This is a genomic window from Velocimicrobium porci, assembly GCF_009696045.1.
Taxonomy (GTDB): Bacteria; Bacillota; Clostridia; order Lachnospirales; family Lachnospiraceae; genus Velocimicrobium; species Velocimicrobium porci.
In genome coordinates this window covers 1-24,674 of record NZ_VUMT01000017.1, presented here as the reverse complement: position 1 = coordinate 24,674, position 24,674 = coordinate 1, and the positions used below count along the sequence as shown (strand labels likewise).

The 24,674-nt window shown below is 33.3% G+C and carries 29 protein-coding genes; 1 reads left to right on the top strand and 28 read right to left on the bottom strand.

The window, feature by feature from the left end:
- Positions 1–21: 21 nt before the first annotated feature.
- From spoIVA to FYJ58_RS10875, 6 genes are all read right to left on the bottom strand, one after another.
- The gene (gene spoIVA, locus FYJ58_RS10900) at positions 22–1,497 is read right to left on the bottom strand and encodes a stage IV sporulation protein A (protein ID WP_154519755.1); all 1,476 of its coding nucleotides are present in this window, start codon (positions 1,495–1,497) and stop codon (positions 22–24) included.
- Positions 1,498–1,569: 72 nt separating this feature from the next.
- A complete protein-coding gene (locus tag FYJ58_RS10895; protein ID WP_154519754.1) occupies positions 1,570–2,163 on the bottom strand; it encodes a CDP-alcohol phosphatidyltransferase family protein in 594 nt (197 codons plus the stop codon).
- Between the two features lie 122 nt (positions 2,164–2,285).
- On the bottom strand, positions 2,286–2,864 hold the full coding sequence (locus FYJ58_RS10890) for a GNAT family N-acetyltransferase (protein WP_154519753.1): 579 nt from the start codon (positions 2,862–2,864) through the stop codon (positions 2,286–2,288).
- 78 nt (positions 2,865–2,942) lie between these two features.
- Positions 2,943–4,418, bottom strand: a complete 1,476-nt coding sequence (locus FYJ58_RS10885; protein ID WP_154519752.1) for a glycoside hydrolase family 10 protein — start codon at positions 4,416–4,418, stop codon at positions 2,943–2,945.
- A gap of 17 nt (positions 4,419–4,435) precedes the next feature.
- Positions 4,436–6,649, bottom strand: coding sequence for an N-acetylmuramoyl-L-alanine amidase (locus FYJ58_RS10880; RefSeq protein WP_154519751.1), 2,214 nt, complete (start codon positions 6,647–6,649; stop codon positions 4,436–4,438).
- 111 nt (positions 6,650–6,760) lie between these two features.
- Positions 6,761–7,054 (bottom strand): LysM peptidoglycan-binding domain-containing protein, encoded by a 294-nt coding sequence (locus FYJ58_RS10875; protein ID WP_205839240.1) that lies wholly within the window; start codon positions 7,052–7,054, stop codon positions 6,761–6,763.
- A gap of 178 nt (positions 7,055–7,232) precedes the next feature.
- Between FYJ58_RS10875 and lexA the strand changes: the two genes are divergently transcribed.
- The gene (gene lexA, locus FYJ58_RS10870; RefSeq protein WP_154519749.1) at positions 7,233–7,850 is read left to right on the top strand and encodes a transcriptional repressor LexA; all 618 of its coding nucleotides are present in this window, start codon (positions 7,233–7,235) and stop codon (positions 7,848–7,850) included.
- A 130-nt stretch (positions 7,851–7,980) separates the two neighbouring features.
- On the opposite strand, the gene rsfS is transcribed toward lexA, so the two are convergent.
- From rsfS to FYJ58_RS10760, 22 genes are all read right to left on the bottom strand, one after another.
- A complete protein-coding gene (gene rsfS / locus FYJ58_RS10865) occupies positions 7,981–8,337 on the bottom strand; it encodes a ribosome silencing factor (RefSeq protein WP_154519748.1) in 357 nt (118 codons plus the stop codon).
- A 17-nt stretch (positions 8,338–8,354) separates the two neighbouring features.
- Positions 8,355–8,963 (bottom strand): bis(5'-nucleosyl)-tetraphosphatase (symmetrical) YqeK, encoded by a 609-nt coding sequence (gene yqeK, locus FYJ58_RS10860; protein ID WP_154519747.1) that lies wholly within the window; start codon positions 8,961–8,963, stop codon positions 8,355–8,357.
- Position 8,964: 1 nt separating this feature from the next.
- Positions 8,965–9,582, bottom strand: coding sequence for a nicotinate-nucleotide adenylyltransferase (nadD, locus tag FYJ58_RS10855; RefSeq protein ID WP_154519746.1), 618 nt, complete (start codon positions 9,580–9,582; stop codon positions 8,965–8,967).
- An 8-nt stretch (positions 9,583–9,590) separates the two neighbouring features.
- A complete protein-coding gene (gene yhbY / locus FYJ58_RS10850; RefSeq protein WP_154519745.1) occupies positions 9,591–9,878 on the bottom strand; it encodes a ribosome assembly RNA-binding protein YhbY in 288 nt (95 codons plus the stop codon).
- Positions 9,879–9,903: 25 nt separating this feature from the next.
- On the bottom strand, positions 9,904–11,190 hold the full coding sequence (obgE, locus tag FYJ58_RS10845; protein WP_154519744.1) for a GTPase ObgE: 1,287 nt from the start codon (positions 11,188–11,190) through the stop codon (positions 9,904–9,906).
- A gap of 98 nt (positions 11,191–11,288) precedes the next feature.
- The gene (rpmA, locus tag FYJ58_RS10840; RefSeq protein WP_058351808.1) at positions 11,289–11,576 is read right to left on the bottom strand and encodes a 50S ribosomal protein L27; all 288 of its coding nucleotides are present in this window, start codon (positions 11,574–11,576) and stop codon (positions 11,289–11,291) included.
- Between the two features lie 28 nt (positions 11,577–11,604).
- The gene (locus FYJ58_RS10835; RefSeq protein ID WP_154519743.1) at positions 11,605–11,922 is read right to left on the bottom strand and encodes a ribosomal-processing cysteine protease Prp; all 318 of its coding nucleotides are present in this window, start codon (positions 11,920–11,922) and stop codon (positions 11,605–11,607) included.
- A gap of 2 nt (positions 11,923–11,924) precedes the next feature.
- Positions 11,925–12,233 carry a 50S ribosomal protein L21 gene (gene rplU, locus FYJ58_RS10830; RefSeq protein ID WP_154519742.1) on the bottom strand — a complete coding sequence of 103 codons (309 nt, stop codon included), beginning with the start codon at positions 12,231–12,233 and terminating at the stop codon, positions 11,925–11,927.
- 136 nt (positions 12,234–12,369) lie between these two features.
- Positions 12,370–13,020: a CBS domain-containing protein gene (locus FYJ58_RS10825; RefSeq protein ID WP_154519741.1), complete on the bottom strand. Its 651-nt coding sequence runs from the start codon at positions 13,018–13,020 to the stop codon at positions 12,370–12,372.
- Between the two features lie 68 nt (positions 13,021–13,088).
- A complete protein-coding gene (gene trmD / locus FYJ58_RS10820) occupies positions 13,089–13,826 on the bottom strand; it encodes a tRNA (guanosine(37)-N1)-methyltransferase TrmD (RefSeq protein WP_154519740.1) in 738 nt (245 codons plus the stop codon).
- Positions 13,827–14,336, bottom strand: a complete 510-nt coding sequence (gene rimM / locus FYJ58_RS10815) for a ribosome maturation factor RimM (RefSeq protein ID WP_154519739.1) — start codon at positions 14,334–14,336, stop codon at positions 13,827–13,829.
- Between the two features lie 167 nt (positions 14,337–14,503).
- The gene (locus tag FYJ58_RS10810) at positions 14,504–14,731 is read right to left on the bottom strand and encodes a KH domain-containing protein (protein WP_154519738.1); all 228 of its coding nucleotides are present in this window, start codon (positions 14,729–14,731) and stop codon (positions 14,504–14,506) included.
- Positions 14,732–14,762: 31 nt separating this feature from the next.
- Entirely contained in the window at positions 14,763–15,008 is a 246-nt protein-coding gene (gene rpsP / locus FYJ58_RS10805) for a 30S ribosomal protein S16 (RefSeq protein ID WP_154519737.1), read from the bottom strand.
- Positions 15,009–15,054: 46 nt separating this feature from the next.
- Entirely contained in the window at positions 15,055–16,395 is a 1,341-nt protein-coding gene (ffh, locus tag FYJ58_RS10800; RefSeq protein ID WP_154519736.1) for a signal recognition particle protein, read from the bottom strand.
- A gap of 18 nt (positions 16,396–16,413) precedes the next feature.
- Positions 16,414–16,809, bottom strand: coding sequence for a YlxM family DNA-binding protein (gene ylxM / locus FYJ58_RS10795; RefSeq protein ID WP_328597845.1), 396 nt, complete (start codon positions 16,807–16,809; stop codon positions 16,414–16,416).
- A 58-nt stretch (positions 16,810–16,867) separates the two neighbouring features.
- The gene (locus FYJ58_RS10790) at positions 16,868–17,686 is read right to left on the bottom strand and encodes a hypothetical protein (RefSeq protein WP_154519735.1); all 819 of its coding nucleotides are present in this window, start codon (positions 17,684–17,686) and stop codon (positions 16,868–16,870) included.
- A gap of 615 nt (positions 17,687–18,301) precedes the next feature.
- Entirely contained in the window at positions 18,302–19,714 is a 1,413-nt protein-coding gene (locus FYJ58_RS10785) for an oxaloacetate decarboxylase subunit alpha (RefSeq protein ID WP_154519734.1), read from the bottom strand.
- Positions 19,715–19,747: 33 nt separating this feature from the next.
- Positions 19,748–20,872 carry a sodium ion-translocating decarboxylase subunit beta gene (locus FYJ58_RS10780; RefSeq protein ID WP_154519733.1) on the bottom strand — a complete coding sequence of 375 codons (1,125 nt, stop codon included), beginning with the start codon at positions 20,870–20,872 and terminating at the stop codon, positions 19,748–19,750.
- Between the two features lie 37 nt (positions 20,873–20,909).
- Positions 20,910–21,272: a biotin/lipoyl-containing protein gene (locus FYJ58_RS10775; protein ID WP_154519732.1), complete on the bottom strand. Its 363-nt coding sequence runs from the start codon at positions 21,270–21,272 to the stop codon at positions 20,910–20,912.
- A 136-nt stretch (positions 21,273–21,408) separates the two neighbouring features.
- A complete protein-coding gene (locus FYJ58_RS10770; RefSeq protein ID WP_154519731.1) occupies positions 21,409–22,131 on the bottom strand; it encodes an OadG family transporter subunit in 723 nt (240 codons plus the stop codon).
- Between the two features lie 16 nt (positions 22,132–22,147).
- A complete protein-coding gene (locus FYJ58_RS10765) occupies positions 22,148–23,599 on the bottom strand; it encodes an acyl-CoA carboxylase subunit beta (RefSeq protein ID WP_154519730.1) in 1,452 nt (483 codons plus the stop codon).
- 320 nt (positions 23,600–23,919) lie between these two features.
- Complete coding sequence (locus tag FYJ58_RS10760; protein ID WP_154519729.1) at positions 23,920–24,525, bottom strand: J domain-containing protein; 606 nt, start codon at positions 24,523–24,525, stop codon at positions 23,920–23,922.
- Between the last annotated feature and the right edge of the window lie 149 nt (positions 24,526–24,674).

The following is a 24,674-nucleotide window of genomic DNA, read 5'->3' as shown; positions in this document are numbered from 1 at the left end:
CCTCTTATCACTAAAATAAAATTATATAATAATGCAAACAAGCCCGCCATTACTATCATTAATCACTTTTTGTATTGTTTCTTGTAATTTAATTTGGCTTTCATCTGTAAGTTTATTTACTTTTGTATGTATACCATCATCAACTAACTGTTTTATAGATTTTCCAAAAATATTCGTATCCCATATTCCGTTTTCCACGCTAGAAGAATTACTTTCAATATAATGAATTAAATCTTCCGCCTGTTCTTTCGTTCCTACAATAGGAGCAATTTCGGTTTCAATATTCGCTTTTATCATATGAATAGAAGGTGCAACTGCTCTAATTTTAACACCATATTTATTGCCATGTTTGATTACTTCCGGCGTTTCAACTGAAATTTCTTCCTGTGATGGAGTAACAACACCATATCCTTTGACACGAACTTCTTCGCAGGCATTTCCTACCTTTTCATATTCAGTCTTTTTTTTCGCCAGTTCCCGAAGAGTAGAAATCAATTGATATTCTCCATCAATTGGTACACCTATCATATCACTTAATATTTGATAATAATATTGATCATCAAAATCTACATGAATATCAACCTCTCCATTTTCAAGTTGCATTTTATCAAGTTTTAGACGTTTCATATACTCATTCTCTACCATGAGATTTTCTTGTGTTACATCTTTAATTAAAGTTAACTTTTCCAATAATATTTGGACCGATTCAATAAAGCTCTTTTTTAACCAATGTTCATTTGATAACATTTCTGCCCATTTTGGTAAAAAGAAATTTAATCTTGAAATTGGGAACGCAGACAATATTTGTTCCATTATCATATGAATATCATCTTTTCGCAATTGTTCACAATTTGTAGGCAATACTGTAACATCATACTTTAGAGCCAGTTCATTTGCTAAATTAACAGCTTCTTCCGAATAAGGCTTGTTTGTGTTTAACAATACGATAAAAGGTTTCTTTAATTTTTTTAATTCTTCAATTGTTTTTTCTTCTGCTGGTTGATAGCTTGTTCTTGGAATATCGCCAAAACTTCCATCTGTTGTAATTACAATTCCTATTGTCGAGTGATCATTAATAACCTTTTTTGTTCCCAATTCTGCTGCTTCTGTAAATGGTATCTCATGATCAAACCAGGGTGTTTTTACTAAACGTTCTTTATCATCCTCAATATGCCCACCTGCACCCTCTACCATATATCCGACACAATCAATTAAACGCACAGAAGCTTTTGCATCATTACCAAAGGCAATTTCAACTGCTTCTTTTGGAATAAATTTTGGTTCTGTTGTCATAATTGTTTTTCCGGCAGCAGATTGTGGCAGTTCATCAATTGCCCGCTCTTTATTATGTACATCTTCGATATTAGGAATAACAAGAAGATCCATAAAACGTTTTATAAAAGTAGATTTTCCCGTCCGTACAGGACCTACAACACCAATATAAATTTCTCCATTTGTCCTTGCCCGAATATCTTTGTATAAATGAAAGGTATCCATAAAAAATTCCCCCTTGCAATAAAATAAAACAATCTCTGTTTTTATATGTATATGCAAAGGGGCATCTATATATTAATTTTCTTTCCACATCTTTCGGAAAACAAAAATATAACCAATAAATGAAATAATCATAAAAACTGCACTAATCATTATCATAACAATTGAATAACTTTCTGGAATTGATGGAAATAAAATCAAAATAACCATAAAGAAATCGAAAATAGCAGTACTTACTTTTCCAAACCATTTCGCTCCATCTAGTTTTTTCTGCTTCTTTTTCAACATAATAATTCCCATGATACCCATAAAACTTTCTTTTATAATTACAAGTGCTAAAAAACTTAACATCCAGCGATAGCGAACAGACAGGCAGATTACTAGTGCAATATGTGTCAATTTATCAGCCACTGGATCTAATGCTTTTCCAAGTTCAGTTATCATGTTAAGTTTTCTTGCAATAAATCCGTCAAGCATATCTGTAATTCCTGAAACTGCCACAATAACTGCCACAATTCGATAATCTTTAACAGAACTTGCATGAAGATATTTAAAAATAATAACTGGTATCAAAAGAAGCCGAATATAACTCAAAATATTAGGAATTGTAAAAAGCTGTTCTCTTATTGAAAATTTATATAACTCTCCTTTTTCGTTTGTTTCTGTCATAGAACTCTCTCCATTCTGTTTCTCATATGATTTATAGCACTTTCCTTTATATTCCAAAAACTTTCATTTGTCAATTCTATAACTCTAAAAACCATATAAAATATTTATTAAATGTTTTAGTACTATTTATTCAAAGAAATATGGACATGCTTTTTATACATTTTTTCTGGTACCGCTAGTTGATAAATATGTTCTAATTCATGCTTTATTTTCTTGTCAGAATAATCTTTTTGAATCGGTAAATACAAAATATGATAAGAAACATCAAATGCTGTTCCTGTTACATTGGTTCTTCTTGCTCCATTTCGCTCATAAAATGCAATCCTGCGTTCACGTTTTATTCTATCAGCCTCATCTACTGCCTTTTCTGGCATTTCTGTTTCTAAAATAATGCCATCAAGAGGATATTTCTTTAGCGCAGTCAAAAATTTGCTCCCATACCCTCCATTCCGTTCCGATGGAATTACGGCAAAATAATCTAACATCGCACATGGACTTAAGTTTGAGCGCAAAAGATTTGCATATGCAATTAGCTTTCCTTTTTTCCAAATACCTGCACATAAATACTGTTTTTTCAGCAAAAGCAGTGCAATTGACCAAAATGGTCTGATTTCGTCCTTTGGAAAGTCACGGTTCATATCATGATAATATAATCTTACAAACTCACGAAACTTCATATTTCTAAAAGTAAGTTGTTCCATTGTACTGGCTCCCTTTTTATTTATTTTACAATATATCTTTTTATAGTATAACACTACAAATTACTTATTTCCATATATTCACTTTAATATTTTTAATAAATTAGCTCGTTCTTTTGCTCGTTTACTATCATTTAATTGCTCATATCTAAAAAACATATATCCATCTACCTGACCAGATTTTCGTCCAAGCAAAATCTGATCGCTGATAACCTGATTAGAAGTTGACCAATCGGTATCATTTTTATCAGCTTTACTTCCACACTTATACACGGCAAGTCCTATATATACCTTTACTGTATCACTTGTTCGGATATCAAGAAATTCATTCATTTTCTTTTCAAATGGTGCTGTTTTATGATGAATTCCCCAATAAATCTGAGGGCAAATATAATCTACATAATCAGATGAAGATAACCAAGTTTTTATGTCAACATAATAACTTTGATTTGATAGTAAATTACTTATATTTCCCTGTGGACTAATTCCAAACTCGCAATTGGAATCAGAAGCTTTTACTGTTTGATATACTGCTTTTACCAGACTATTTACATTGTTTCTTCTCCATGTAACGATATCAGAAGCTTTCTTTCCATTTCTTTTACAGTCTTCTTTATAATCCCTGTATTCTTCCGCATCAAACTTGCTGGCATAGGAAGAACCTAAATTTGGATAAAAATAATCATCAAAGTGAATTCCATCTACATCATAATGATCAACAATTTCTTTTACGCCATTTACAATTAAGTTTTGAACATCTTTCGTAGCAGGATTATAATAAAGTGCATTTGCATAAGTTATCACATTCCGTTTTTTATCTTCCTTTTGACGCCATTTTTTAGCTGGATGATTATCAGGTAAGCTATTTACATTCGTTCCACTTGTTGTAATACGGTATGGATTAATCCATGCATGAAACTCGAGATTTCTCTCATGGGCTGCTTCAACCATATATTCCAGTGGATCATATCCCGGATTTTTTCCCAATGTTCCAGAAGCATATTTAGACCATGGAAAATAGGAAGAGTCATACATTGCATCACTAAATGCACGCACTTGTACAACAACAGCATTCATATTCCATTTTTGGCAATTATCAAACATTTCATCTACCGCTTTTTTAAATGCAATTTCATTTTTTGCAATACTCTGGAATTCAAGATAAGAAATCCAAACAGCTCTAAATTCAACATTTATATTAATGGATTTAACTGTTTTGTTTCCAGCCCTATCTGTTGCAAGAACACTATATGTTCCTCCATCTGAAACTGTAAATTTATTATTTATAACCTTTTTCGCATTTTTTGACCATTTTGGTGAAGTGGTATCCGTCACTTTTCCTTTTAAATAGATAATAGAATCAATACCTGATTCTTTATCAACTGCTTTAACAGCTACGTTTGCTTTTTGATTATAAACAAAATAAGAAATTGATATCTTTGGTGATTTTTTATCGTTAGAAGTCGTTTTCGCGTAAATCTTTGGACTAATACATATCGTTGACAGCACAAAAACAGTTAATATCATTAAATAAATTCTTAAAGACTTTTTTTTCATAGTAAACCTCCTCTATATTATCGACCTGTCGGATATTTTTGAAAACATGTTAACGCTGCATCATAAATAGCCTTTGCCGCTTTTTCTTGAAAAGTATCATCTACTAATTTTGCAACATCAGAAGAATTGGAAATGAAGCCAAGTTCAATTAGGACAGAAGGCACACTATTTTTATATAATACTATTAATCGCGTTCTGTCTTTTACGCCTCGATCTGTCATATTCAAATCTTCTATTAACTGTTGCTTAAAAATCTCAGCCATTTTTTTGCTATTTAATCCTGACATTGTGTTTTTGTTATTAGAAGCATACAAAACTTCCAACCCTTTTGCGGTTGAACCTGCCGAATTCATATGAAGACTAATAAATAAATCTGCTTCTACACTTTTGGCAAATTCTGCACGTTTTGACAATTCTACAAAAGTATCATCTGTTCTTGTCCAGTAAGCTTTTATTTCAGAATCTTTTGCATTAAAATATGTTTTCGCTTTGTCATAAATAATTTCTAAATTTAAATTTTTCTCATAGGCAGCTTTTTTAGAGTTTACTGCCCCACTGTCTTTTCCACCATGTCCAGCATCTAAGACAACAATATTTTTATAAATTTTACTTGGATTTGCTATTTTCACACCTATATAGCTTCCACAATCCAAATACTTATATCCATATAATCTTTTGGTAGTAACAGTTACTTTTGTATTATTAGAAGAAGTTACAGAAACTGCTACTTTACTAACGATTGCCGAATCATAAGTAATTGGATGTGTATCAAAATATGATTTATAATTTCCCTTTATCGTAATAATAAATTTTTTATTATAATATTGATCCTGATCCGTTATTGCAGAAAAATCTACTGTATCTGGTACGGGTATCTTCAACTGATAACCACTTATTGATTGATTGGAAGAATTATTTTCGCAAATTATAACAGACAATGTATTTCCGGAACATGATGTATAATAGCTTGCTTTACTTGTCTTCTTTACTGTTAACCGAATTCCGGTTCCCTTTTTGGAAATTGTTAATGAGTTTATAAAGTAACCATCCGAAATAGAATGACTAATTTCTTCAAAATTTTGATAAATATTTGGAATATCAATATATAGTGTCTTTTTTGTATCAGATTGACTCACTGTATATTGAAAATTTTCTTTTCCTTTAATCACAATGCTATCTTTATAATCATTATATTTTGCGGATACACTAGTAACTATATTATCTTCCGTTAAAGAAGAACTCCAATCATAACTACAATAAGTTGTACTCTTTTTTTCGATAACCGATGTTTTTGTAGCTGAATTCCATGTATAAGAATATCCCAGTTCTTTTACAGTAAAGCTTCCCGGTACCATAATATAACTTTTATTTGTTGCCTTATTTGTAACAAGTCTTGCTTTTGTACCCATTGTTTTAGCTTTTCCATTTACAAGTGCCTGATTGCTATTCACTTTCATTTCAATCAAAACATCATCTTTCGAAATCGTTATTTTTTTAGTTCCACTGTCATATTTATATTCCGCACCAAGCGTATCTTTTATTACTTTACTTGCTCGTAATAACGTAGTACCATCAAGTACGATACTTGGCATATCTGTCTGATTGACAGATTTATTGTTGAATGTTACTTTTCCTTTTGTACCTTTGTAAACAATCCAATCTTTATCATATCTAATGATAAATGGAGAAACTATCTGAGCCGTTTTTTTAGAAGTATTCCATGTATAAGAATATCCTAACGTTTCAGCAACAAACCGAGATGGTACATAAATTTTAGTTACTTTTTTTGCATTAAATGTAACTTTTTTAGGTGCAACTTCCAGTGTCTTTTTTAAACCATTTACATAAGCCGTTTTACTGTCCAGTGTCATATGAATTGTTGTATCATATTGCCGTATTGTGATAGTTCCATTCTTGCTGTCATATTGACAGGAAGCTTTTAAACCAATTTGAAATACCTCTTTATACGATACCAAACAAGTTCCATCTATAATAATACCAGGTGTTCCTCCAAGCGATACCGATTTCCCATCCAAAGTCACTTTGGCTTGTGTTGATGTATAATCAATTGTTTTTCCATCATATTTTATAGAAAGCCCTGCCGCTGATACTTTTGCAATCGGAAACAAGACTAATAAAAGTAAAAAGAAAATGGATATGACTAATTTTGTAAAATTTCCTATTATTTGCTTTTTCTCTTGTGTACACATTAAACCAACTGTTTTGTTCATTTTTAACCACCTTTATCTAAATTTTCGTAACCTATCAATAATACTATTTGTAAAAAGTGTTAAAAATGTGTCATATTATGCTATGTATTGGTTTCTTTTCTGCCTAGTTTTTTATGTTGTTATGTAATGTGGGATTAATATTTTTTGCCCTACTTTAATATGTTCTGTAATTCCATTGCATTTTTTTATTTCTCTAATATAGAGATTCATCGTTTTATAATCATCTGTGTAATATTGTTCCGCAATCTTCCAAAGGGTGTCACCTTCTTTTATTTCAACGCAGATAATTACTTTTTCTTTTTCTCCAGAAAAAGAAGCAATTGCCGGCTCAGAAATAATAAATAGCGTAATAAAAAGAGCCGTAAAAAATATCATAATTAGGGTAAAAGTTATTTTCTTTCTCATAGTAAACCTCCAAAATTCAACGAATATATTTTCGGAACATTTGTTTGTTCTTAGTATAGCGAATGTTTGTTCCTCTGTCAAGATTATTTTGCAAAAAACAGAACATTCGTTTGACACGACCATATTCTTTGTGTTATACTATAGGCAGTATAGAAAACACATGGTTGGAGGTAGCATTATGAGCTATGGTAAGATAAGTACAAAGCAAAAAGAAATTTTAGAATATATCAAAACTGAAATCATAAACAAAGGGTATCCACCTGCTGTTCGTGAAATTTGTGAAGCAGTTAATTTGAAATCAACTTCTTCTGTACATTCTCATTTAGAAACATTGGAAAAAAATGGATATATTCGTCGGGATCCTACGAAACCAAGAGCAATAGAAATTGTTGATGATAGTTTTAATTTAACACGAAGAGAATTAGTTAATATTCCTATTATTGGAACTGTAACTGCCGGTCAGCCAATTTTAGCTGTAGAAAATATTGAAGGATATTTCCCATTGTTAGCAGAAGATACTCCAAAAGGAGAGTCTTTTATGTTAGCAGTAAAAGGGGAAAGTATGGTTAATGCAGGGATATTAGACGGAGACCATATTATCGTTCGCAAACAGTCAACTGCAGAAAATGGCGAAATGGTTGTTGCTTTAATTGATGATTCCGTAACTGTAAAAACATTTTACAAAGAAGATAATCTGTTTCGTCTTCAACCGGAAAACGATTATATGGATCCTATCATTGTTGAAGAGGTGGAGATTTTAGGAAAAGTAATTGGATTATACCGCCGATATCAATAGATAAAATAAACCCTCCAAATGACACGAGTTTCATTGGAGGGTAACGTCTATTCTAAACTTTTTAGTATCCGACTCTTTTTTAATTCTAACGATTTCTTTTATTAAATATTAAAGCTTCAATAAAAGGATTTTACAATCCAAGCTCTTCTTTTGTAACTACTTTTCCATCTTTCCAAATTCGTTCTAAGTCATAAAACAGACGATCCTCTTCAGAAAATACATGAACAATGATATCACCGTAATCCATTAGTACCCAACTGGAATTACGAATTCCCTCTATTCTTTTTGGTTCATAGCCATGTTTTGAAAGAGTTTCTTCTACATTATCTACAATCGCCTGAACTTGAGAAGCATTTGTTCCATTTGAAATAATAAGATAATCTGCAATTACAGAAATTGTTCCAATTTCAATTACTTGAATATCTTCACCTTTTTTATCTTCCATTGCGGAATATGCAAGTTTTACCATTTCCTTTGATTCATTCATTTTATAACCTCGCATTTCTATTCTTCATTTTGCTGTTCCATAATACCGCTTTTATAGTATTCATAAGCATTTAAAGTCATTTTGTCGATTTCTTTGTGCTGACCATTCGCAATCTGCTTATTCAAATATTTTAATGTATTTTCTAACGCCATATATACTGCTTTATCTAAATCATGAAATACAATATTTCTTATTTCAGATAAACCCGAAATTTCTTTTCTGCCTGCTTCTATATAATCTGCAATAAAGATAATTTTTTCTAATAAACTCATGTTAGGACGTCCGGTTGTATGATAAATGATTGCATTTAAAATATCAGAATCTTTAATTCCATAGTTTATTTTAGCATAATAAGCTCCCAACTTTCCATGAAGCAGATAAGGATTTCTCTCTTCCACATCTGTCATATCAATTTGGTATTCTTTGCATCTTCGTTTTATTTCTTCATCAGGCAGACATTTTGCGCAATCATGAAGAATTCCTGCAATAGAAGCTTTCTTTATATCAGCTCCATAACACATAGCTAGACATGCAGCAGTATGACAAACTCCTAGTGTATGCAGGAATCGTTTTTCTGTTAATATATCTTTTAGTTTTTCTTGAAGTTCATTTAATTGCTGATCCATTTTAATCACTTCTTTCCTGATATAAGTGATACTTTTTTACATATTGTTCCACTTCTTTTGGAAGATATTCATTTATTGGTTGTTTGTTAAAAATCCGTTTTCGAATATTCATGGAAGAAATTCGAATTGGTTCCATTGAAATCAGTTGAATATCCGCATGATATTGTTCCGATAACATGTCTTTTCTTTCTATTTCTTCTTCCTGTGTCATTGGATATCTTGGAGCAGACAATATATGAGCCAACTTCATAACTTTTTCTGGTGATTTCCACGTATGGATATGAAAAAGTGAATCTGCTCCTAAAATAAAATAAAAATAGTCGTTTGGGTAATCCTTTTCTAATTGACATAAGGTATCAACTGTATACGTGGTTCCTTCTCGTTCTAACTCAATTTTAGATAAGTAAAAGAAAGGAATCTTCTTTATTGCCAACTCAATCATTTTTACTCTATGGTCATCTGATATAATCTCTTTTTCAGCTTTATGCGGTGGATTTTTTGTTGGCATAAACCATACCTCATCTAACTGAAACTGTTTATAAGCTTCTAATGCCATTTTTAGATGACCATTATGAATTGGATTAAAAGTTCCACCCATAATACCTATTTTTTTCATCATTACTCCTTTTATGGAAGAATAATTTTTTTCTTCGTCTTAGATTCACGATATAATACAATTTTTTTCCCAATAACCTGAACGACCTGGGAATGTGTTCTTTCCGCGATAACTGAAGCAATTTCTTTTGGATCATCAATGCAGTTTTTCAATACAGCAATTTTAACTAATTCTCTTGCTTCCAATGCCTCACTTACCGCTTCTACAATCTCAGGTGTTAAGCTTGCTTTCCCTATATGAAAAATAGGGTCCATTGTCATAGCCAGTCCTTTTAAATAGGCTCTTTGTTTACTTGTCATATTTCACCTCGTATATGCACTTTTTCTATTTATAATAATCAAACTCTAATCCATACATCCGTACGGTATCGCCTTCGCAAATTCCAAGTTCTTCCAATTCTTCAATGATATTATTATCACGCAAAAATCTCTGAAAGAATTCGAATCCTTTTTCAGAATCTAAATTAGTATAACCGAGCATTCTCTCAATTCGAGGTCCCTCTACTGAATAAAGTCCATCTTCGACTTTTTCTACGGTATATGGTTCATTTGAGTAATCAACTTCATCTGGGAAATATTCTCTTTCGAATGTAATAGGTTCCTGATCTAATTTGTTTAATTGCTCTTTCACATAATATAAGAGTTCTTTTACACCCTTTCCACTGACAGCAGAAATTGGGAATACTTTTATTCCTTTTGGTTCAAATTCTTCCTTTAACAGTGTAATTACTGTTTCTTCCTCTGTTCCATAAAAAACATCACATTTATTAGCCCCAATAACTTGTGGCTTATTTGCAAGCTCAGGATTATAGCTTACCAGTTCCTCATTAATTGCTTTAATGTCCTGAATAGGATCTCTACCTTCCGTAGAAGCGGCATCCACCATGTGAATGATAACTTTTGTACGTTCGATATGCTTCAAAAATTCATGACCAAGCCCAACTCCTTCAGATGCACCTTCAATTAAACCTGGAATATCTGCAATTACAAAACCATCTGTACCCTCTAGATCCACCACACCTAAATTAGGATTTAGAGTCGTAAAATGATAGTTTGCAATTTTAGGCTTTGCATTTGTTACACGGGATAAAAACGTTGATTTTCCTACATTTGGGAATCCAACTAATCCAACATCCGCAATAACTTTTAATTCTAATGTTACATTCAATTCTTTTGATGGCTGACCTGGCTGTGCATACTTAGGTACCTGCATTGTCGGTGTTGCATAATGCTGGTTCCCTTTTCCTCCATTTCCACCTCTAAGAATAATTTCTCTTTTATTATCATGTGACATATCAGCTATAACTTTGCCGGTTTCTGTTTCTTTTATTATAGTTCCAGGTGGAACTTTTATTACTAAATCTGCTCCATCTGCTCCGTGGCAGCGTCTTTTACCGCCTGGTTCACCGTCTTTGGCACAATATTTACGAACATGGCGAAACTCGTTCAAAGTATTTAAACCTTCATCTACTTCAAATATTAAATCTCCACCTCTGCCACCATCGCCGCCATCGGGACCGCCTGCGGGTACATAAAGTTCACGACGAAAGCTGACATGACCATCGCCGCCCTTGCCAGACCGAATATATATTTTTGCACTATCTGCAAACATGTTAATCACCTCAATCAAAGGATTCACCGCAGGAAAGCGGTATGTCTAGTCAAAAAAGCCCCAATAGCAGTGCCATTGGAGCCTTCATTAGTTACAAATTATTTTGCTTCAACTGGGTATACAGAAGCTTGTTTCTTATCTCTACCCTTACGTTCGAATCTTAATACACCATCTACTAATGCAAATAATGTATCATCTCCACCACGTCCTACATTAACACCTGGATGAATCTTAGTACCACGTTGTCTGTAAAGAATATTACCAGCTAAAACAAATTGTCCATCAGCTCTTTTTGCTCCTAATCTCTTAGATTCGGAATCTCTACCATTCTTTGTAGAACCAACTCCCTTTTTATGAGCAAAAAATTGAAGGTTCATATTTAACATAGTCTTACACCTCCTCTAGTATAAGTAATTAGCTAAATTTAATATATTGCCCGCCATATTGTTCTTCGATTCCTTGTAATCCAAGCAATAAAGAATCAATCAATAAGCGTGATTCCCGGCTAATATCGGAAATCATGTTTAATTCAATTGTTCCTGTTTCTTCATCATTTCTTACCGTAAACTTATCATCGGTAAAGGTTTCAATTGAATTAATCGTATTTATAACTAAGACTGAAACAGCTGCACAAATAATATCTTTCCCATATTCATCATATCCAGCATGTCCATTTATTATCAATCCGTTACAAATACCTTTTTTATCAGTCCGAATGGTTATCTCAATCATGATTATGCATTAATCTTGTCGATTTTAACCTGTGTAAACTGTTGTCTATGACCGTTTTTCTTGTGATAACCAGATTTTCTCTTATATCTGTAAACGATTACTTTTTTACCTTTTCCTTCTTTAACTACTGTTGCAGAAACTGTAGCTCCGGAAACAGTTGGATTACCAACTTTTACTTCACCGTTATTTACAACAAGAACTTGATCAAAAGTAACAGTTTCTCCAGCTCCTACACCAAGTTTTTCTACATTAATGATATCGCCTTCGGCTACTTTGTACTGTTTACCACCTGTTGCTATAATTGCGTACATATGGCACCTCCTATTATCATTACTCGCCAGCTATGGTGATGCATCCACATACTTAAGACCTCGCTGTGCGGCACACGAGATATATTACAACATATTTCCATGTATTTGTCAACCATTTTTCGCAAACTTTTTTAAATTATTTTTCTCCATGAGTTCCATCTGAAAAACGTATGTTACGAACATCAAATTTATTCTTTTCCAGTGATTTTATTACTTTAGAAAAATCTTCCGCATCAATTCGTATATAAACTTCTTGTAATCCCATTACCTCTGTATCAACCTGAACAATGTTCTTAATATTTCCATGGGCATGCTCAATTACTTCTGCAATTTTTGCTAAAGCACCTTTATAATCATGACAAAGAATTGTCAAAGAATTATACTTCGTTCCAAATAGTTTTTGATATTGTTTGAAGATTGCCTGCTGGGTAATAATACCTTCTAATTCGCCCTTCTCATTTGTAACCGGAATAAAACGGACTTTTGATGAGATAAATAATGCCGCAGCCTCTTCGATTGGCATATCTTTAGAGATTGTTTGAATTTTACTTTTCATCATCTCTTTTACTTTTAAATTGAGAAACTCGTCTTTTGAACAATTATATTCTTTAAAATATGTTTCATAAGTATGTTGTTTTGACAAAACACCGATAAATAACTTACCATCTACAACAGGCATAGATAATAAATGATATTCATCAATTATCTTCATTGCATTACCAATTGTATCATCAATCGAAATACATTGAATCTCCTTTAGTGGCATCATAATTACTTTTACTCTCATAATTGGCACCCCCATATTGTGTTTTTGAGTTATATTTATTATACATCACAATTCATGTGTTGTATATATTACTTTTTACTTTCCTTCCAAGTTTGTATCAGCTTTTTTTCCTTTGAAGTTAACGAAGCTTTTTCGATCAAATCCGGACGGCGTTCTAATGTTCTAAAAATAGATTGTTCTCTTCTCCATGTTTCAATATTTTTATGGTGTCCAGACATCAATACTTCAGGAACTTTTTTTCCGTTCCATATTTCAGGACGGCTATATTGGGGATATTCTAACAAATTATCATGAAATGATTCTGTTTCGGCTGAAATATCATTATTTAGCACACCGGGAATTAGTCTTGAAATCGTATCCATCATTACCATTGCTGGTAACTCTCCACCTGTTAAAACATAATCACCGATTGATACATGATCGGTTACGATTTCTTCTAAAACCCGTTCATCAATTCCCTCATAATGACCACACAAAAATACTAAATTTTCTTCCTGTGCAAATTCTTCCGCCATTGTCTGATGAAAGGTCGCTCCCTGTGGAGTAAGATAAATAACTCTTGGTTTCTTTTTTACTTGCTCTAAAACAGCCTTATAAGCTCCATATACAGGTTCTGCCTGCATAACCATACCTGCTCCGCCGCCATATGGATAATCATCCACCTTTTTATGCTTATTGGTAGAATAATCCCTTATATCAATTGCAGTTAAATGTATTAATTCTTTTTCGATTGCTCTTCCAGTAATACTTGTATTCATTCCTTCCTCAATCATTTGAGGAAATAGTGTTAAAACATAATAATTCATTTAATCCACCAATCCGGGTAAAATTTTTGCGACTACTTTTTTTTCTTCTATGTTAATGTCTAAGATACATTCATCAATTACTGGAAGTAATACTTCTTTTTTATCTTCTGTTTCTACAACATAAACATCGTTTGCTCCAGTTGTAAGTACTTCTTTTAAAGTTCCTATCGGTTCTCCATTTTCATTTACAACTTCTGCATCTATAATATCATAAATAAAGTATTCATTTTCTTCTAATGGTACTGCATTTTCCCTTGTTACAAGTAAATCTTTTCCTTTATACTTTTCTATATCATTAATATTATCAATTCCCTTAAATTTCAAGATAACTAATTGCTTAAAAAAACGTACCGACTGTACTTCCAGATTTATATATTCTTCTCCGGTATCTAATATTACTTTTTTCAATTTTTTAAATCTTTTTGGATCATCCGTTGTTGGAAAAACTTTTACTTCCCCACGAACTCCATGTGTATTTGAAATAACGCCTACTCTTAATAAATTTTCCATCTTACTTACTATAGTATCCTTTTCTTCTTTATTAATATGTTTTATTCTTCTCATATTGTACAAGAAAATTAAAAAAGTGGCAAGTATTTGGATAAAAATATAGCCTACAAACCACTTTTTGGCTGTAGGCATACACTTTCCAGTTATTTAAATAAACAATAACAGTACTATTGAATTTCCACAATAACTTTCTTGTCATCTTTTGATGCAGCTGCTTTCACAACTGTACGAATACTTTTGGCAACCCGACCTTGTTTGCCGATTACCTTGCCCATATCATCAGCAGAAACTTTTAATTCAACAACGATTGTTTTATCATTCTCGGTTTCTGTCACTACAACTTCTTCCGGATGATCTACTAGGGATTTAGCAATTACTTCAACTAATTCTTTCATTACCTTTTACCTCCACTAACATACGCTGTTATTATTTTGTAATTCCTGCATTTTTGAATAATTTCCCAACTACTTCAGTAGGTTGAGCACCATTTGATAACCATTTTTTAGCTGCTTCTTCATTTACATTGAAAGCGCTTGGTTCTTGATTTGGGTCATAAGTACCGATTTCTTCGATGAATTTACCATCACGTGGAGATCTGGAATCAGAAACTACAATTCTATAGAAAGGAGCTTTTTTCTGTCCCATTCTTTTTAATCTAATCTTTACTGCCATTGTTTTCACCTCCTTAAAAATGTTAAAGCCTAAGCTTAATCTATATTTAGAAGCCAAAAGGCATCCTAAATCTACCTTTCTTACCTTTGCCTTTCATCATTCCAGGCATCTGTTTCATCATTTTTTTCATTTGTTCCATCTGTTTTACCAAACGATTTACTTCACTGATGTCAACGCCGGCACCAGTTGCAATCCTTTTCTTTCTGGAAGGATTCAAAATAGCCGGATTGCTCCGTTCTTCCTTTGTCATAGAGAAGATAATCGCTTCTACACCTTTAAAAGCATTATCATCAATTTCAATATCACTTGGAAGACCAACACCTGGAAGCATACTGAGAATACTGGACAAACCGCCCATATTTCTCATCTGTTCCATTGCATCAAGGAAATCATTAAAATCAAATTCTGCTTTTTTAATTTTCTTTCCTAGTGCTTCTGCTTTCTCTTCGTCAATTGTAGCTTCTGCTTTTTCAATTAATGAAAGCACATCGCCCATTCCTAAAATTCGAGAAGCCATACGGTCCGGATGAAACTGTTCTAAATCAGAAAGTTTTTCTCCCATACCAACATAGAGAATTGGTCGTCCGGTAACTGCACGAATAGATAAAGCAGCACCGCCTCGTGTGTCACCATCTAATTTTGTTAAAATGACACCATCAATGCCAATTTTATTATTAAACATTTCAGCTACATTAACTGCATCCTGACCTGTCATCGCATCAACTACTAAAATAGATTGATGTACGTCTATGTTTTCCTTTATCTCAACAAGTTCTGTCATCATATCTTCATCAATATGAAGACGACCTGCTGTATCCAAAATCACTATATTGAAACCATTTTTTTCTGCATGTTCAATCGCTGCTTTAGCAATATTTAATGGTTTGTGTCCACTTCCCATGGAAAACACAGGAACCCCCTGTTTTTCACCATTTACCTGAAGCTGTTCAATCGCAGCCGGACGATAAATATCACACGCAACTAAAAGAGGTTTCTTTCCTTTTTGCTTAAACTTCCCTGCTAATTTAGCAGTCGTCGTTGTTTTACCTGCACCTTGAAGACCGCACATTAAAATAACTGTGATTTCACTTCCTGGTTTTAAAGAAATCTCGGTTGTTTCATCTCCCATCAGATTTACTAACTCATCATTTACAATCTTAATAACCATCTGTCCGGGAGTCAGACTATTCATAACATCTTGCCCAATTGCACGTTCTTGTACAGTCTTTATAAAATTCTTAACAACTTTGAAGTTTACATCTGCTTCTAACAAAGCCATCTTAACTTCTTTCAATGCAGCTTTTACGTCTGATTCCGTTAAACTGCCTTTACTTCTTAAGTTTTTAAAAACATTTTGAAGTTTTTCTGTTAAGCTATCAAATGCCATCTGGTTACATCCCTTCTGTTACAACTCATCCAATATCCGATTGGATAACTGCACGATTCTTTGAATCTTATCTATTTCATCATGTTCCTTTATCGAAGCTGCAATGCTCTGAATCTCATGAACATCTTGCTTCACCGATTGAAACTTTTTAATTAAACTAAGTTTTTCTTCATATTCTTCTAACTCTTTTCTGCACCGTTTCACCGTATCATGAACTGCCTGACGGCTAATTCCCCGATCAGAAGCAATCTCACTTAAAGATAAGTCATTCAGCACATAGTCTTCGAATATCTGGCGTTTCTGTTCTTTAAGTAAAGCACCGTAAAAGTCAAACAATAAAGACAATTCTACAATTTCATTCAATGTATCTTGCTTTAACTGTTCATTTTTTACCAGCCTAGAAGATTCTAACACATGAAACACCACCTGTCAAGTTTTTTTCTTTACAGGTGGTAGTATAAATAGAATTTTCTTATTTGTCAAGTATTTTTTTATTTTCAAAATACTTTTTTGTCCATTCTAATACTTCAAATTCCATTTCAGCTTCCCCCTTGATGCAAAAATTTTCTTTATTTTGCCAAGCACATGTATAAATTTTGTTTGCTTTTTCTAAATCCTGATCTATTACAACCGCACAGGCATATCTAAGCTTTTGTTTATTTATCATAAACTTCATAGCTTCAATATATCGTATTAGCTCTTTTGTATATAAAGAATGAATGACTTCTTCTCTTTGAAATGAAACTAATTCAAAAAATAAAAGTTCACATAATAATTCTCGTTTTAATACATTAAGTATTGTAACAGAGGAATTTAACAGCGTTTCATAACATATTCTGGCTTCTTCAAATTGTAATTTGTCATAGTACCAATTTCCTTCTAAAATACGTATCGAAGCATTAATCGGATTACTTAAATCTGCTTCTTCCGGAAGCAAAAACCATTCATAAGGCAATTCTCCAATTCGTTTTCCTTTTACCTGTAACGCATTCGTTTTTAACATAACATAATAGGATTTTTGTACAATCCGACTCTTTTTTAGAGACATTATATGATACCCATCATTTACCATTGCATTTGAATAGTATGGAATTCCATTTGTTATTGCACAAAAAAAACCAGTCAAAGTTAATGCGAAGCAGAATAAGAGCATTACACTTAAATGGGTGTAGGATCGTGTCTGTTTTTCAATTAAAATGCTTATAATTGATACAGATAAATTAATAATGACACCGCCTAAATTATACCATAGATATGGAACAAAACCGTTTTTCAATTCTGGAGGAAGCATAATACACTGCCCTCCTGTTCCCTGCAATTTATATCGCCCTTTTACAATCTTTTCATTGTTCTTTATCCATATTATGTTTCCAATTCGAAATGAAATAAATTTGTATCCTGTAAGGAGACCGAACAACAAATGTCCGAGTTCATGTAATATAATTTGAAGTTGATAGCATAAAATAAGAAAAACAAAAAAAATTAAAACGGTAATCAATGGATTACACTCATTTTTATCTATATATCTTTCCAAAATATAACTTATGAACCAACCAAGTATTCCTCCAAGTAAAAAAAGAGGAAAAATATGTTTTATCTTTTTTAGAAATTTTTTCATATGTGTATGTTCCTTTGTTTTATTTTAATAATGAAATGGTGATGTGATTTGCAAAGCTTTTACGCATATTACGAATAATATAGTATTAGTATGCAAGATATAGGTAAAACACTTCTTTCCCTATTATATTAAATAATATACCTATTTTCCACTATAAAAGTAACTATCCTACAAATATGAGAATAGTTTACTATTTCAGCTGAAAATGAGACAATTATTCATTAATAGAACAATACGAAAAAACTGACCTTCAATCGTTAGATTTCTAGGTCAGTTTTTCTATCCAAATTATACCGGATAAGCCTTATTTTCTTTATCTGCTATACTTTTATCAACTTTCTTTTGTTGTGCTTCCCGATATTCAAAGAATTCAGTAGCAACTTGTGGGAACAAGGCGTAGGTTAATACATCTTCATCCTGTTGTTTATATCTTGCCATCTCTTTTTCAATTTCTTTTAACTGTGGTTTAATTAAATCTGCCGGGCGGCAAGTAATTGGCTTTGTATTACCAATACATTTCTTCTGTACTTCTTTATTAAATGGTTTCACTGTCTGTCCAAACTCTCCTGAAAGTAACTTTTTAGACTCTTTCGTGACCATCTTATATCGCTCGCCTGTTACTACATTTAATACCGCCTGAGTACCAACAATCTGAGAGGAAGGTGTAACTAATGGTGGTTCACCAAAGTCTTTACGAACTCTAGGTACCTCTTCCAATACTTCATAATATTTGTCTTCCTGTCCCATTTCCTTTAATTGAGATACTAAATTCGATAACATGCCTCCAGGAACCTGATACATTAAGGTTTTAATATTAACACCTAGTACTTTTGGATTTAATAAGCCTGTTTCTAAAGCATGTTCCCGAATTGGTCTGAAATATTCTGCAATTTCAGCTAATAAAGCCTGATCAAACTTAGGATCATATGGGGTTTCTTTAAACACTTCCGCCATAACTTCCGTTGCCGGCTGGCTTGTTCCTAATGCAAATGGTGACATCGCTGTATCAATAATATCACATCCTGCCTCTACTGCTTTTAAGTAAGTCATTGATGCAACACCAGATGTATAATGGGTATGTAAGTCAATTGGAATCGAAACACTTTCTTTTAATGCTTTTACAAGTTCTTCTGCTTTATAAGGTGTTAAAAGCCCTGCCATATCTTTAATACATAAAGAATTTGCACCCATGTCTTGAATTTTCTTTGCAATATCCGTCCAATAATCTAACGTATAAGCATCACCCAAAGTGTAACTAAGTGCAACTTGTGCATGCCCCTTCTCTTTATTTGCCGCTTTTACTGCGGTCTGCAAATTCCGAATATCATTCAAACAATCGAAAATACGAATAATATCAATACCATTTGCAATTGATTTTTGAACAAAATATTCTACAACATCGTCTGCATAATGATTATAACCTAGTATGTTCTGACCACGGAACAACATTTGAAGTTTGGTATTTTTAAATCCATCTCTTAGTTTACGTAATCTTTCCCATGGATCTTCTTTTAAGAAACGGAGAGAAGCATCAAATGTAGCTCCACCCCAACATTCTACGGAATGATAACCAACCTTATCCATCTTATCTATAATTGGAAGCATTTGTTCTGTTGTCATTCTTGTTGCTATCAACGATTGATGTGCATCACGCAATATAGTTTCCGTAATTTTTACGGGTTTTTTAGCTTGTTTTGCCATTATTCTACCTCCTAGTAATTGATATTCTCATAACTAAACTCCAAAAATTGCCATAAACACACCCGCTGCTACTGCGGTACCAATAACTCCGGCAACATTTGGACCCATTGCATGCATTAACAGGAAATTCGTTGGATCTGCCTCTGAACCAACTTTCTGCGATACACGGGCTGCCATCGGAACGGCAGACACACCTGCTGAACCAATTAATGGATTGATTTTTCCATGTGTTACTTTGCACATCAACTTACCAAATAGTACTCCGGCCGCTGTTCCTACAGCAAAGGCAATCAGACCAAGAAGTACAATTTTTAAGGTAGTTATTTTTAAGAATGCTTCTGCACTCGTTGTTGCTCCAACCGATGTACCAAGTAAAATAACTACGATATACATCAGTGCGTTCGAAGCGGTTTCTGTCAACTGTTTTACAACGCCTGATTCTCTAAACAAATTACCCAACATTAACATACCAATCAATGGTGCTGTCGATGGAAGAATCATGACTACAACAATAGTAACCGTAACAGGGAATAAAATCTTTTCCAGTTTTGATACCGGACGTAATTGTTCCATCTTAATTTTACGTTCTTTTTCTGTTGTAAGTAATCTCATAATTGGTGGCTGGATAATTGGTACTAAAGACATATAAGAATAAGCAGCAACAGCAATTGCTCCCATATAAGTTGACTGACCAAGCTTACCGGCCAAGAAAATAGAAGTAGGACCGTCAGCACCACCGATAATAGAAATCGCTGCGGCAGCCTTTCCATTGAATCCCATTAAAATTGCCATTATGTATGCTGTAAATATACCAAATTGAGCAGCCGCCCCTAATAAAAAACTACCTGGGTTTGCTATTAGCGGACCAAAATCTGTCATAGCTCCAACTCCTAAGAAAATAAGCGATGGAAGAATACTCCATTCATCTAAAAGATAAAAGAAATGCAGTAATCCTCCCTCCTCCATAATAGGAGGATACATATTAACTAAAAGCATACCAAAAGAAATTGGTACCAAAAGGAGTGGTTCGTATTCTTTTTTTATTGCCAGATAAAGAAAAATAAGGGCAATTACAATCATTAAATAATTTTTCCATGTAAGGGAGCAAAATGCTGTCTGACCCATTAAATTCTCTATCGTATTTATAATATAATCCATGTAATTTGATACCTCCCGGTTCGATTTATCATAAATCCTAGTTTAATGTGGCCAAAACTTCTCCTGATTCTACGGAATCTCCAACTGCTACATTAATACCGGCAATTGTTCCGTCCTCTGGAGCTACTACTTCATTTTCCATCTTCATAGCTTCCAAAATTAAAATAACTTCGCCACGTTTTACAGATTGACCGGCTTTTGCTTTTATATCAAGTATTTTACCCGGCATTGGTGCATTTACTTTCACCGTTCCTTCACCACCTGCCGGTTGTGTAACTTTTTTTGCAGGAGCTGACTTAACAGGAGCCTTTGGAATATTCACAGAACTTCCATTTCCTGTCCCCTCTTCTACAGTAACATCATAAACAGTTCCATTTACAGTAATTGTATAATTTTTCATATTTATACCCATGCCTACCACAAACTTTTGTGATACTGCCCTATAAAATCGGTTAAAAGAGCTGGGCAGATGCATATTTTCCTTTCCTTTGTTCTATTCTTTTAACCCTCTTTATTTTCATTTTAACTTTTAAAATTTAGTGTCTACGACGAATTGAACGCACAATCAATCCATCTTCAGGAGCTTCCTCTTCCATTGACGCCATAATTGCAGCCGTAATAACTGCTACTAATTCTTTGTCATTACTAAGCTCCTCTTGTTCCTTTCCGATTACATTCGAAGTCGTTGAAACTCCAATCTCCTCTTTCTTTTCAACTTCTTTCTTTTGTAATAACTTAGGAACAAATTTTAATAATGATATTAAAAATGAAATGAAAATTAATATAATAAATACCGTTCCCATTCCCATTAATGTGTTCGCAGCAGCATCTGTAAGACTTGCATTACCGCCAGTTTCAGCTTTTTCTACTGTTACCTGTGTAACTGCATTATACGCGTTTGTATCAGCAATTGTCTTATCAAAGCAAACAGTTAAAATAACACTTCCTTTTTCAAATTTTACCGTTTCCTTTACATAAATCGTTCCGTCTTTTTCTTCTACTGCAGTATCCGTAATTGAATCATATTTTCCAATTTCATTTTTTAAATTTTGCCAACTTGTAAACTGCTCTAATGTCTGGTCATCTAGTGAACCTGTGTCAATATATTGTTGAAAATCTGTACTATTCCAATTGGATACATATTGCTCTGCAATATAAGTAATTTCCTCTTCATCATAAGCGTAAACAGTCACTCCAAAACCGACAGACATTGTAAGAATCATGGCTAGCATACATAATTTTAACCAGAATTTCTTCATATTCGCCTCACCTCATCTAAATCGTTCCATGCTTTTTGCCGGGACGACTCTCTCTTTTTGTAAATAACATATCAAATGCATATGCTAAATGTTTTCTTGCCTGCTCTGGCTCAATAATGTTATCAACATAACCACGTTTTGCCGCCGATTCTGCACTGCTTTGCATTGCACTATATTCTGCAGCTTTTTCATCTATTAGTTCAGAAGCATTTTTTGCCTTTGCAATTTCCCCTGCATACATAATTTCTACCGCATCTTTTGCTTCCATCATTCCAATTTCTGCTGTAGGAAGAGCAAAGACTAAATCTGCTCCAATATGTTTCGAGTTCATTGTTATGTAAGCACTTCCATATGCTTTTCCTGTAATCAGGTTAATTTTTGCAACTGTAGCATTAGCAAATGCAAATGTAAGCTTTGCTGCCGCATCAGCAATACTTCTTTCATCGTGCATGGTTGCCTTATATCCGTTTACATTCGTAAGTGTAAGGATTGGAATATTAAAGGCATCACAGAAGTTTACAAATCCTGCTGCTTTTTTACATCCCTTTGTTGAAAGACCATCAAACTCCTCAATTGGCTTATTTTCTTCATCCAGACATGCCAAACGATTCGCAACTACTCCAACCGTCATGCCATTTAAACGAATAAAGCCAACAACCATATCTTTTGCATATTCTTTTTTTACTTCTATAAAATAATTGTCATCCGATAATTCTCGCAATGCCTTTTCTGGATCTGCTGTTAACATTCCAAAAGAAGGCACTAAACGATTTAGACTGTCGGTACATTCTTCATAAGAATCATCATCTTCGTTGTTCGTCGGAAGAATCGTAATTAATTCTCTAACTTTTTCTAACACTTCTTCTTCATCCGCCCCAACAAAATCAACGGTACCTGATTCTGCTTGAAACTTTGCGGAACTCGTATCACACTTTTCTTTATAATTACCCGCCAAAGCGTTTGGTGAGTTAACAAATAATCTTCCATTGCTCTCTTCCATAATTGTAAAATCACTTAAGGAAGATGAAATAGCAACACCGCCACCGCATGTTCCAAAGATTGCTGTAATCTGTGGAATTACACCAGAAGCCATTGTTTGTTTTAAATACAATTCACCAAATCCTGCCAATGCATCAGTTGCTTCTTGCAGACGAAGTCCCGCACAATCAATTAATCCAATAACCGGTGCACCAACTTTTAATGCTAAATCGTAAATACGAGCAATTTTCTTTGCATGCATTTCACCAACAGATCCGCCAAGTGCTGTAGAATCTTGACTATAAACATATACCAAATTACAATCAATTACCCCATATCCTGTAATAACACCATCTGCTGGCACCATTTTTTCCTGCAAATTAAAATCTGTACTTCTCTTTGTTACTTGAGCACCAATTTCAACAAAACTATTTTCGTCTAACAATGCCTCAATTCGGCTCATCGCAGACGTTTGTGAAGTCTTACTCATTATCAGCCCTCCAATTCAATTTATGGTAAAAATAAACCAATTTTTCGCAATTTTAATTGTATACTTTTTGATGGCAAAGTGCAACCTGTTTTATTTGCAATTCCACATAAAAAGTGAAATATTATAACTTCTTTTTTTAAAAAATCTATATTTTTGATAGTTTCTAAGTATAATTATTCAACCTTTTGTACACTTTGACAATTTTTTAACTAAAATTCAACTTTCTAGTATTTCTTTTTACATATAATGCTAAAAATATTTTGTGAAAAATAGATAAATTTCACTTGATAATTTTTTATCAAATCTGCTTATTATCCATCCTAACAAGGACGCAGACAACAGCAATTACAAATTGCATTTATTAAACACAATTTCCAACAAAATCCACTTGCATCCTCAATCGGACTGCCATAAACATTTCCCCTTGTCTGATACCATTGTCCACCATTTTCCAGCTGATATAAAAGTTGACGGTATTGAAAATTGTCCGGTTCCATGGCAATTGCCTGTCTTGCATATTCTAAAGCTTTAATCTGATTTCCTAACCCATTTTGGACAATTGCACTGTAATAATACCAAATCGCATTTCGTTCTTTTATTTCAGAAAGTACATGGTATGCTTCATTAAAATATCCATTTCGAATATAATTTGCTGCTGCCTGATATTCAACAGATTCTGTTTGTCCTTGCTGATAGGTATTCTGACTTCCATAAAAGTCAGCTCCACCATACCCATGTTCCTTTTCTTTCATAATTTGATCATATGCCTGCTGAATTTCTTTAAATTTTTCTTCTGCTTCGCCAGCATTCGGATTATTTACATTCGCGTCAGGATGATATCTCCGACTAAGATTCCGATACGCCTTTTTCACTTCCTCATCCGAAGCACCTCTTTGTATACCTAGTATTTCATATGGATCTTTCATCTTTTTTATCCTCTTTTTTCTTTCGGTAGTGTCAAAAACTACCCGTATTTTATTTTAAAAATTCTTTTAAAACCTTAATTTATTGGAGGTTTGCAAATAAAAAGAGCATTTACCTCCCATTTTTGATATAATGTCCTCGACCAAAATTC

Coding starts and splice junctions, on each gene's coding strand:
- FYJ58_RS10875 (WP_205839240.1), bottom strand. CDS start 7,054: ATGAGAAAGAAAATAACTTTTACCCTAATTATGATATTTTTTACGGCT.
- spoIVA (WP_154519755.1), bottom strand. CDS start 1,497: ATGGATACCTTTCATTTATACAAAGATATTCGGGCAAGGACAAATGGA.
- lexA (WP_154519749.1), top strand. CDS start 7,233: ATGAGCTATGGTAAGATAAGTACAAAGCAAAAAGAAATTTTAGAATAT.
- FYJ58_RS10885 (WP_154519752.1), bottom strand. CDS start 4,418: ATGAAAAAAAAGTCTTTAAGAATTTATTTAATGATATTAACTGTTTTT.
- FYJ58_RS10810 (WP_154519738.1), bottom strand. CDS start 14,731: ATGAAAGAATTAGTTGAAGTAATTGCTAAATCCCTAGTAGATCATCCG.
- FYJ58_RS10785 (WP_154519734.1), bottom strand. CDS start 19,714: ATGGCAAAACAAGCTAAAAAACCCGTAAAAATTACGGAAACTATATTG.
- rpsP (WP_154519737.1), bottom strand. CDS start 15,008: ATGGCAGTAAAGATTAGATTAAAAAGAATGGGACAGAAAAAAGCTCCT.
- nadD (WP_154519746.1), bottom strand. CDS start 9,582: ATGATGAAAAAAATAGGTATTATGGGTGGAACTTTTAATCCAATTCAT.
- FYJ58_RS10895 (WP_154519754.1), bottom strand. CDS start 2,163: ATGACAGAAACAAACGAAAAAGGAGAGTTATATAAATTTTCAATAAGA.
- FYJ58_RS10780 (WP_154519733.1), bottom strand. CDS start 20,872: ATGGATTATATTATAAATACGATAGAGAATTTAATGGGTCAGACAGCA.
- rimM (WP_154519739.1), bottom strand. CDS start 14,336: ATGGAAAATTTATTAAGAGTAGGCGTTATTTCAAATACACATGGAGTT.
- FYJ58_RS10770 (WP_154519731.1), bottom strand. CDS start 22,131: ATGAAGAAATTCTGGTTAAAATTATGTATGCTAGCCATGATTCTTACA.
- FYJ58_RS10890 (WP_154519753.1), bottom strand. CDS start 2,864: ATGGAACAACTTACTTTTAGAAATATGAAGTTTCGTGAGTTTGTAAGA.
- yqeK (WP_154519747.1), bottom strand. CDS start 8,963: ATGGATCAGCAATTAAATGAACTTCAAGAAAAACTAAAAGATATATTA.
- FYJ58_RS10835 (WP_154519743.1), bottom strand. CDS start 11,922: ATGATTGAGATAACCATTCGGACTGATAAAAAAGGTATTTGTAACGGA.
- FYJ58_RS10765 (WP_154519730.1), bottom strand. CDS start 23,599: ATGAGTAAGACTTCACAAACGTCTGCGATGAGCCGAATTGAGGCATTG.
- FYJ58_RS10790 (WP_154519735.1), bottom strand. CDS start 17,686: ATGCTTCCTCCAGAATTGAAAAACGGTTTTGTTCCATATCTATGGTAT.
- rplU (WP_154519742.1), bottom strand. CDS start 12,233: ATGTACGCAATTATAGCAACAGGTGGTAAACAGTACAAAGTAGCCGAA.
- ffh (WP_154519736.1), bottom strand. CDS start 16,395: ATGGCATTTGATAGCTTAACAGAAAAACTTCAAAATGTTTTTAAAAAC.
- rpmA (WP_058351808.1), bottom strand. CDS start 11,576: ATGTTAAATATGAACCTTCAATTTTTTGCTCATAAAAAGGGAGTTGGT.
- obgE (WP_154519744.1), bottom strand. CDS start 11,190: ATGTTTGCAGATAGTGCAAAAATATATATTCGGTCTGGCAAGGGCGGC.
- FYJ58_RS10760 (WP_154519729.1), bottom strand. CDS start 24,525: ATGAAAGATCCATATGAAATACTAGGTATACAAAGAGGTGCTTCGGAT.
- FYJ58_RS10775 (WP_154519732.1), bottom strand. CDS start 21,272: ATGAAAAATTATACAATTACTGTAAATGGAACTGTTTATGATGTTACT.
- trmD (WP_154519740.1), bottom strand. CDS start 13,826: ATGAATTATTATGTTTTAACACTATTTCCTCAAATGATTGAGGAAGGA.
- FYJ58_RS10880 (WP_154519751.1), bottom strand. CDS start 6,649: ATGAACAAAACAGTTGGTTTAATGTGTACACAAGAGAAAAAGCAAATA.
- yhbY (WP_154519745.1), bottom strand. CDS start 9,878: ATGACAAGTAAACAAAGAGCCTATTTAAAAGGACTGGCTATGACAATG.
- FYJ58_RS10825 (WP_154519741.1), bottom strand. CDS start 13,020: ATGAGAGTAAAAGTAATTATGATGCCACTAAAGGAGATTCAATGTATT.
- rsfS (WP_154519748.1), bottom strand. CDS start 8,337: ATGAATGAATCAAAGGAAATGGTAAAACTTGCATATTCCGCAATGGAA.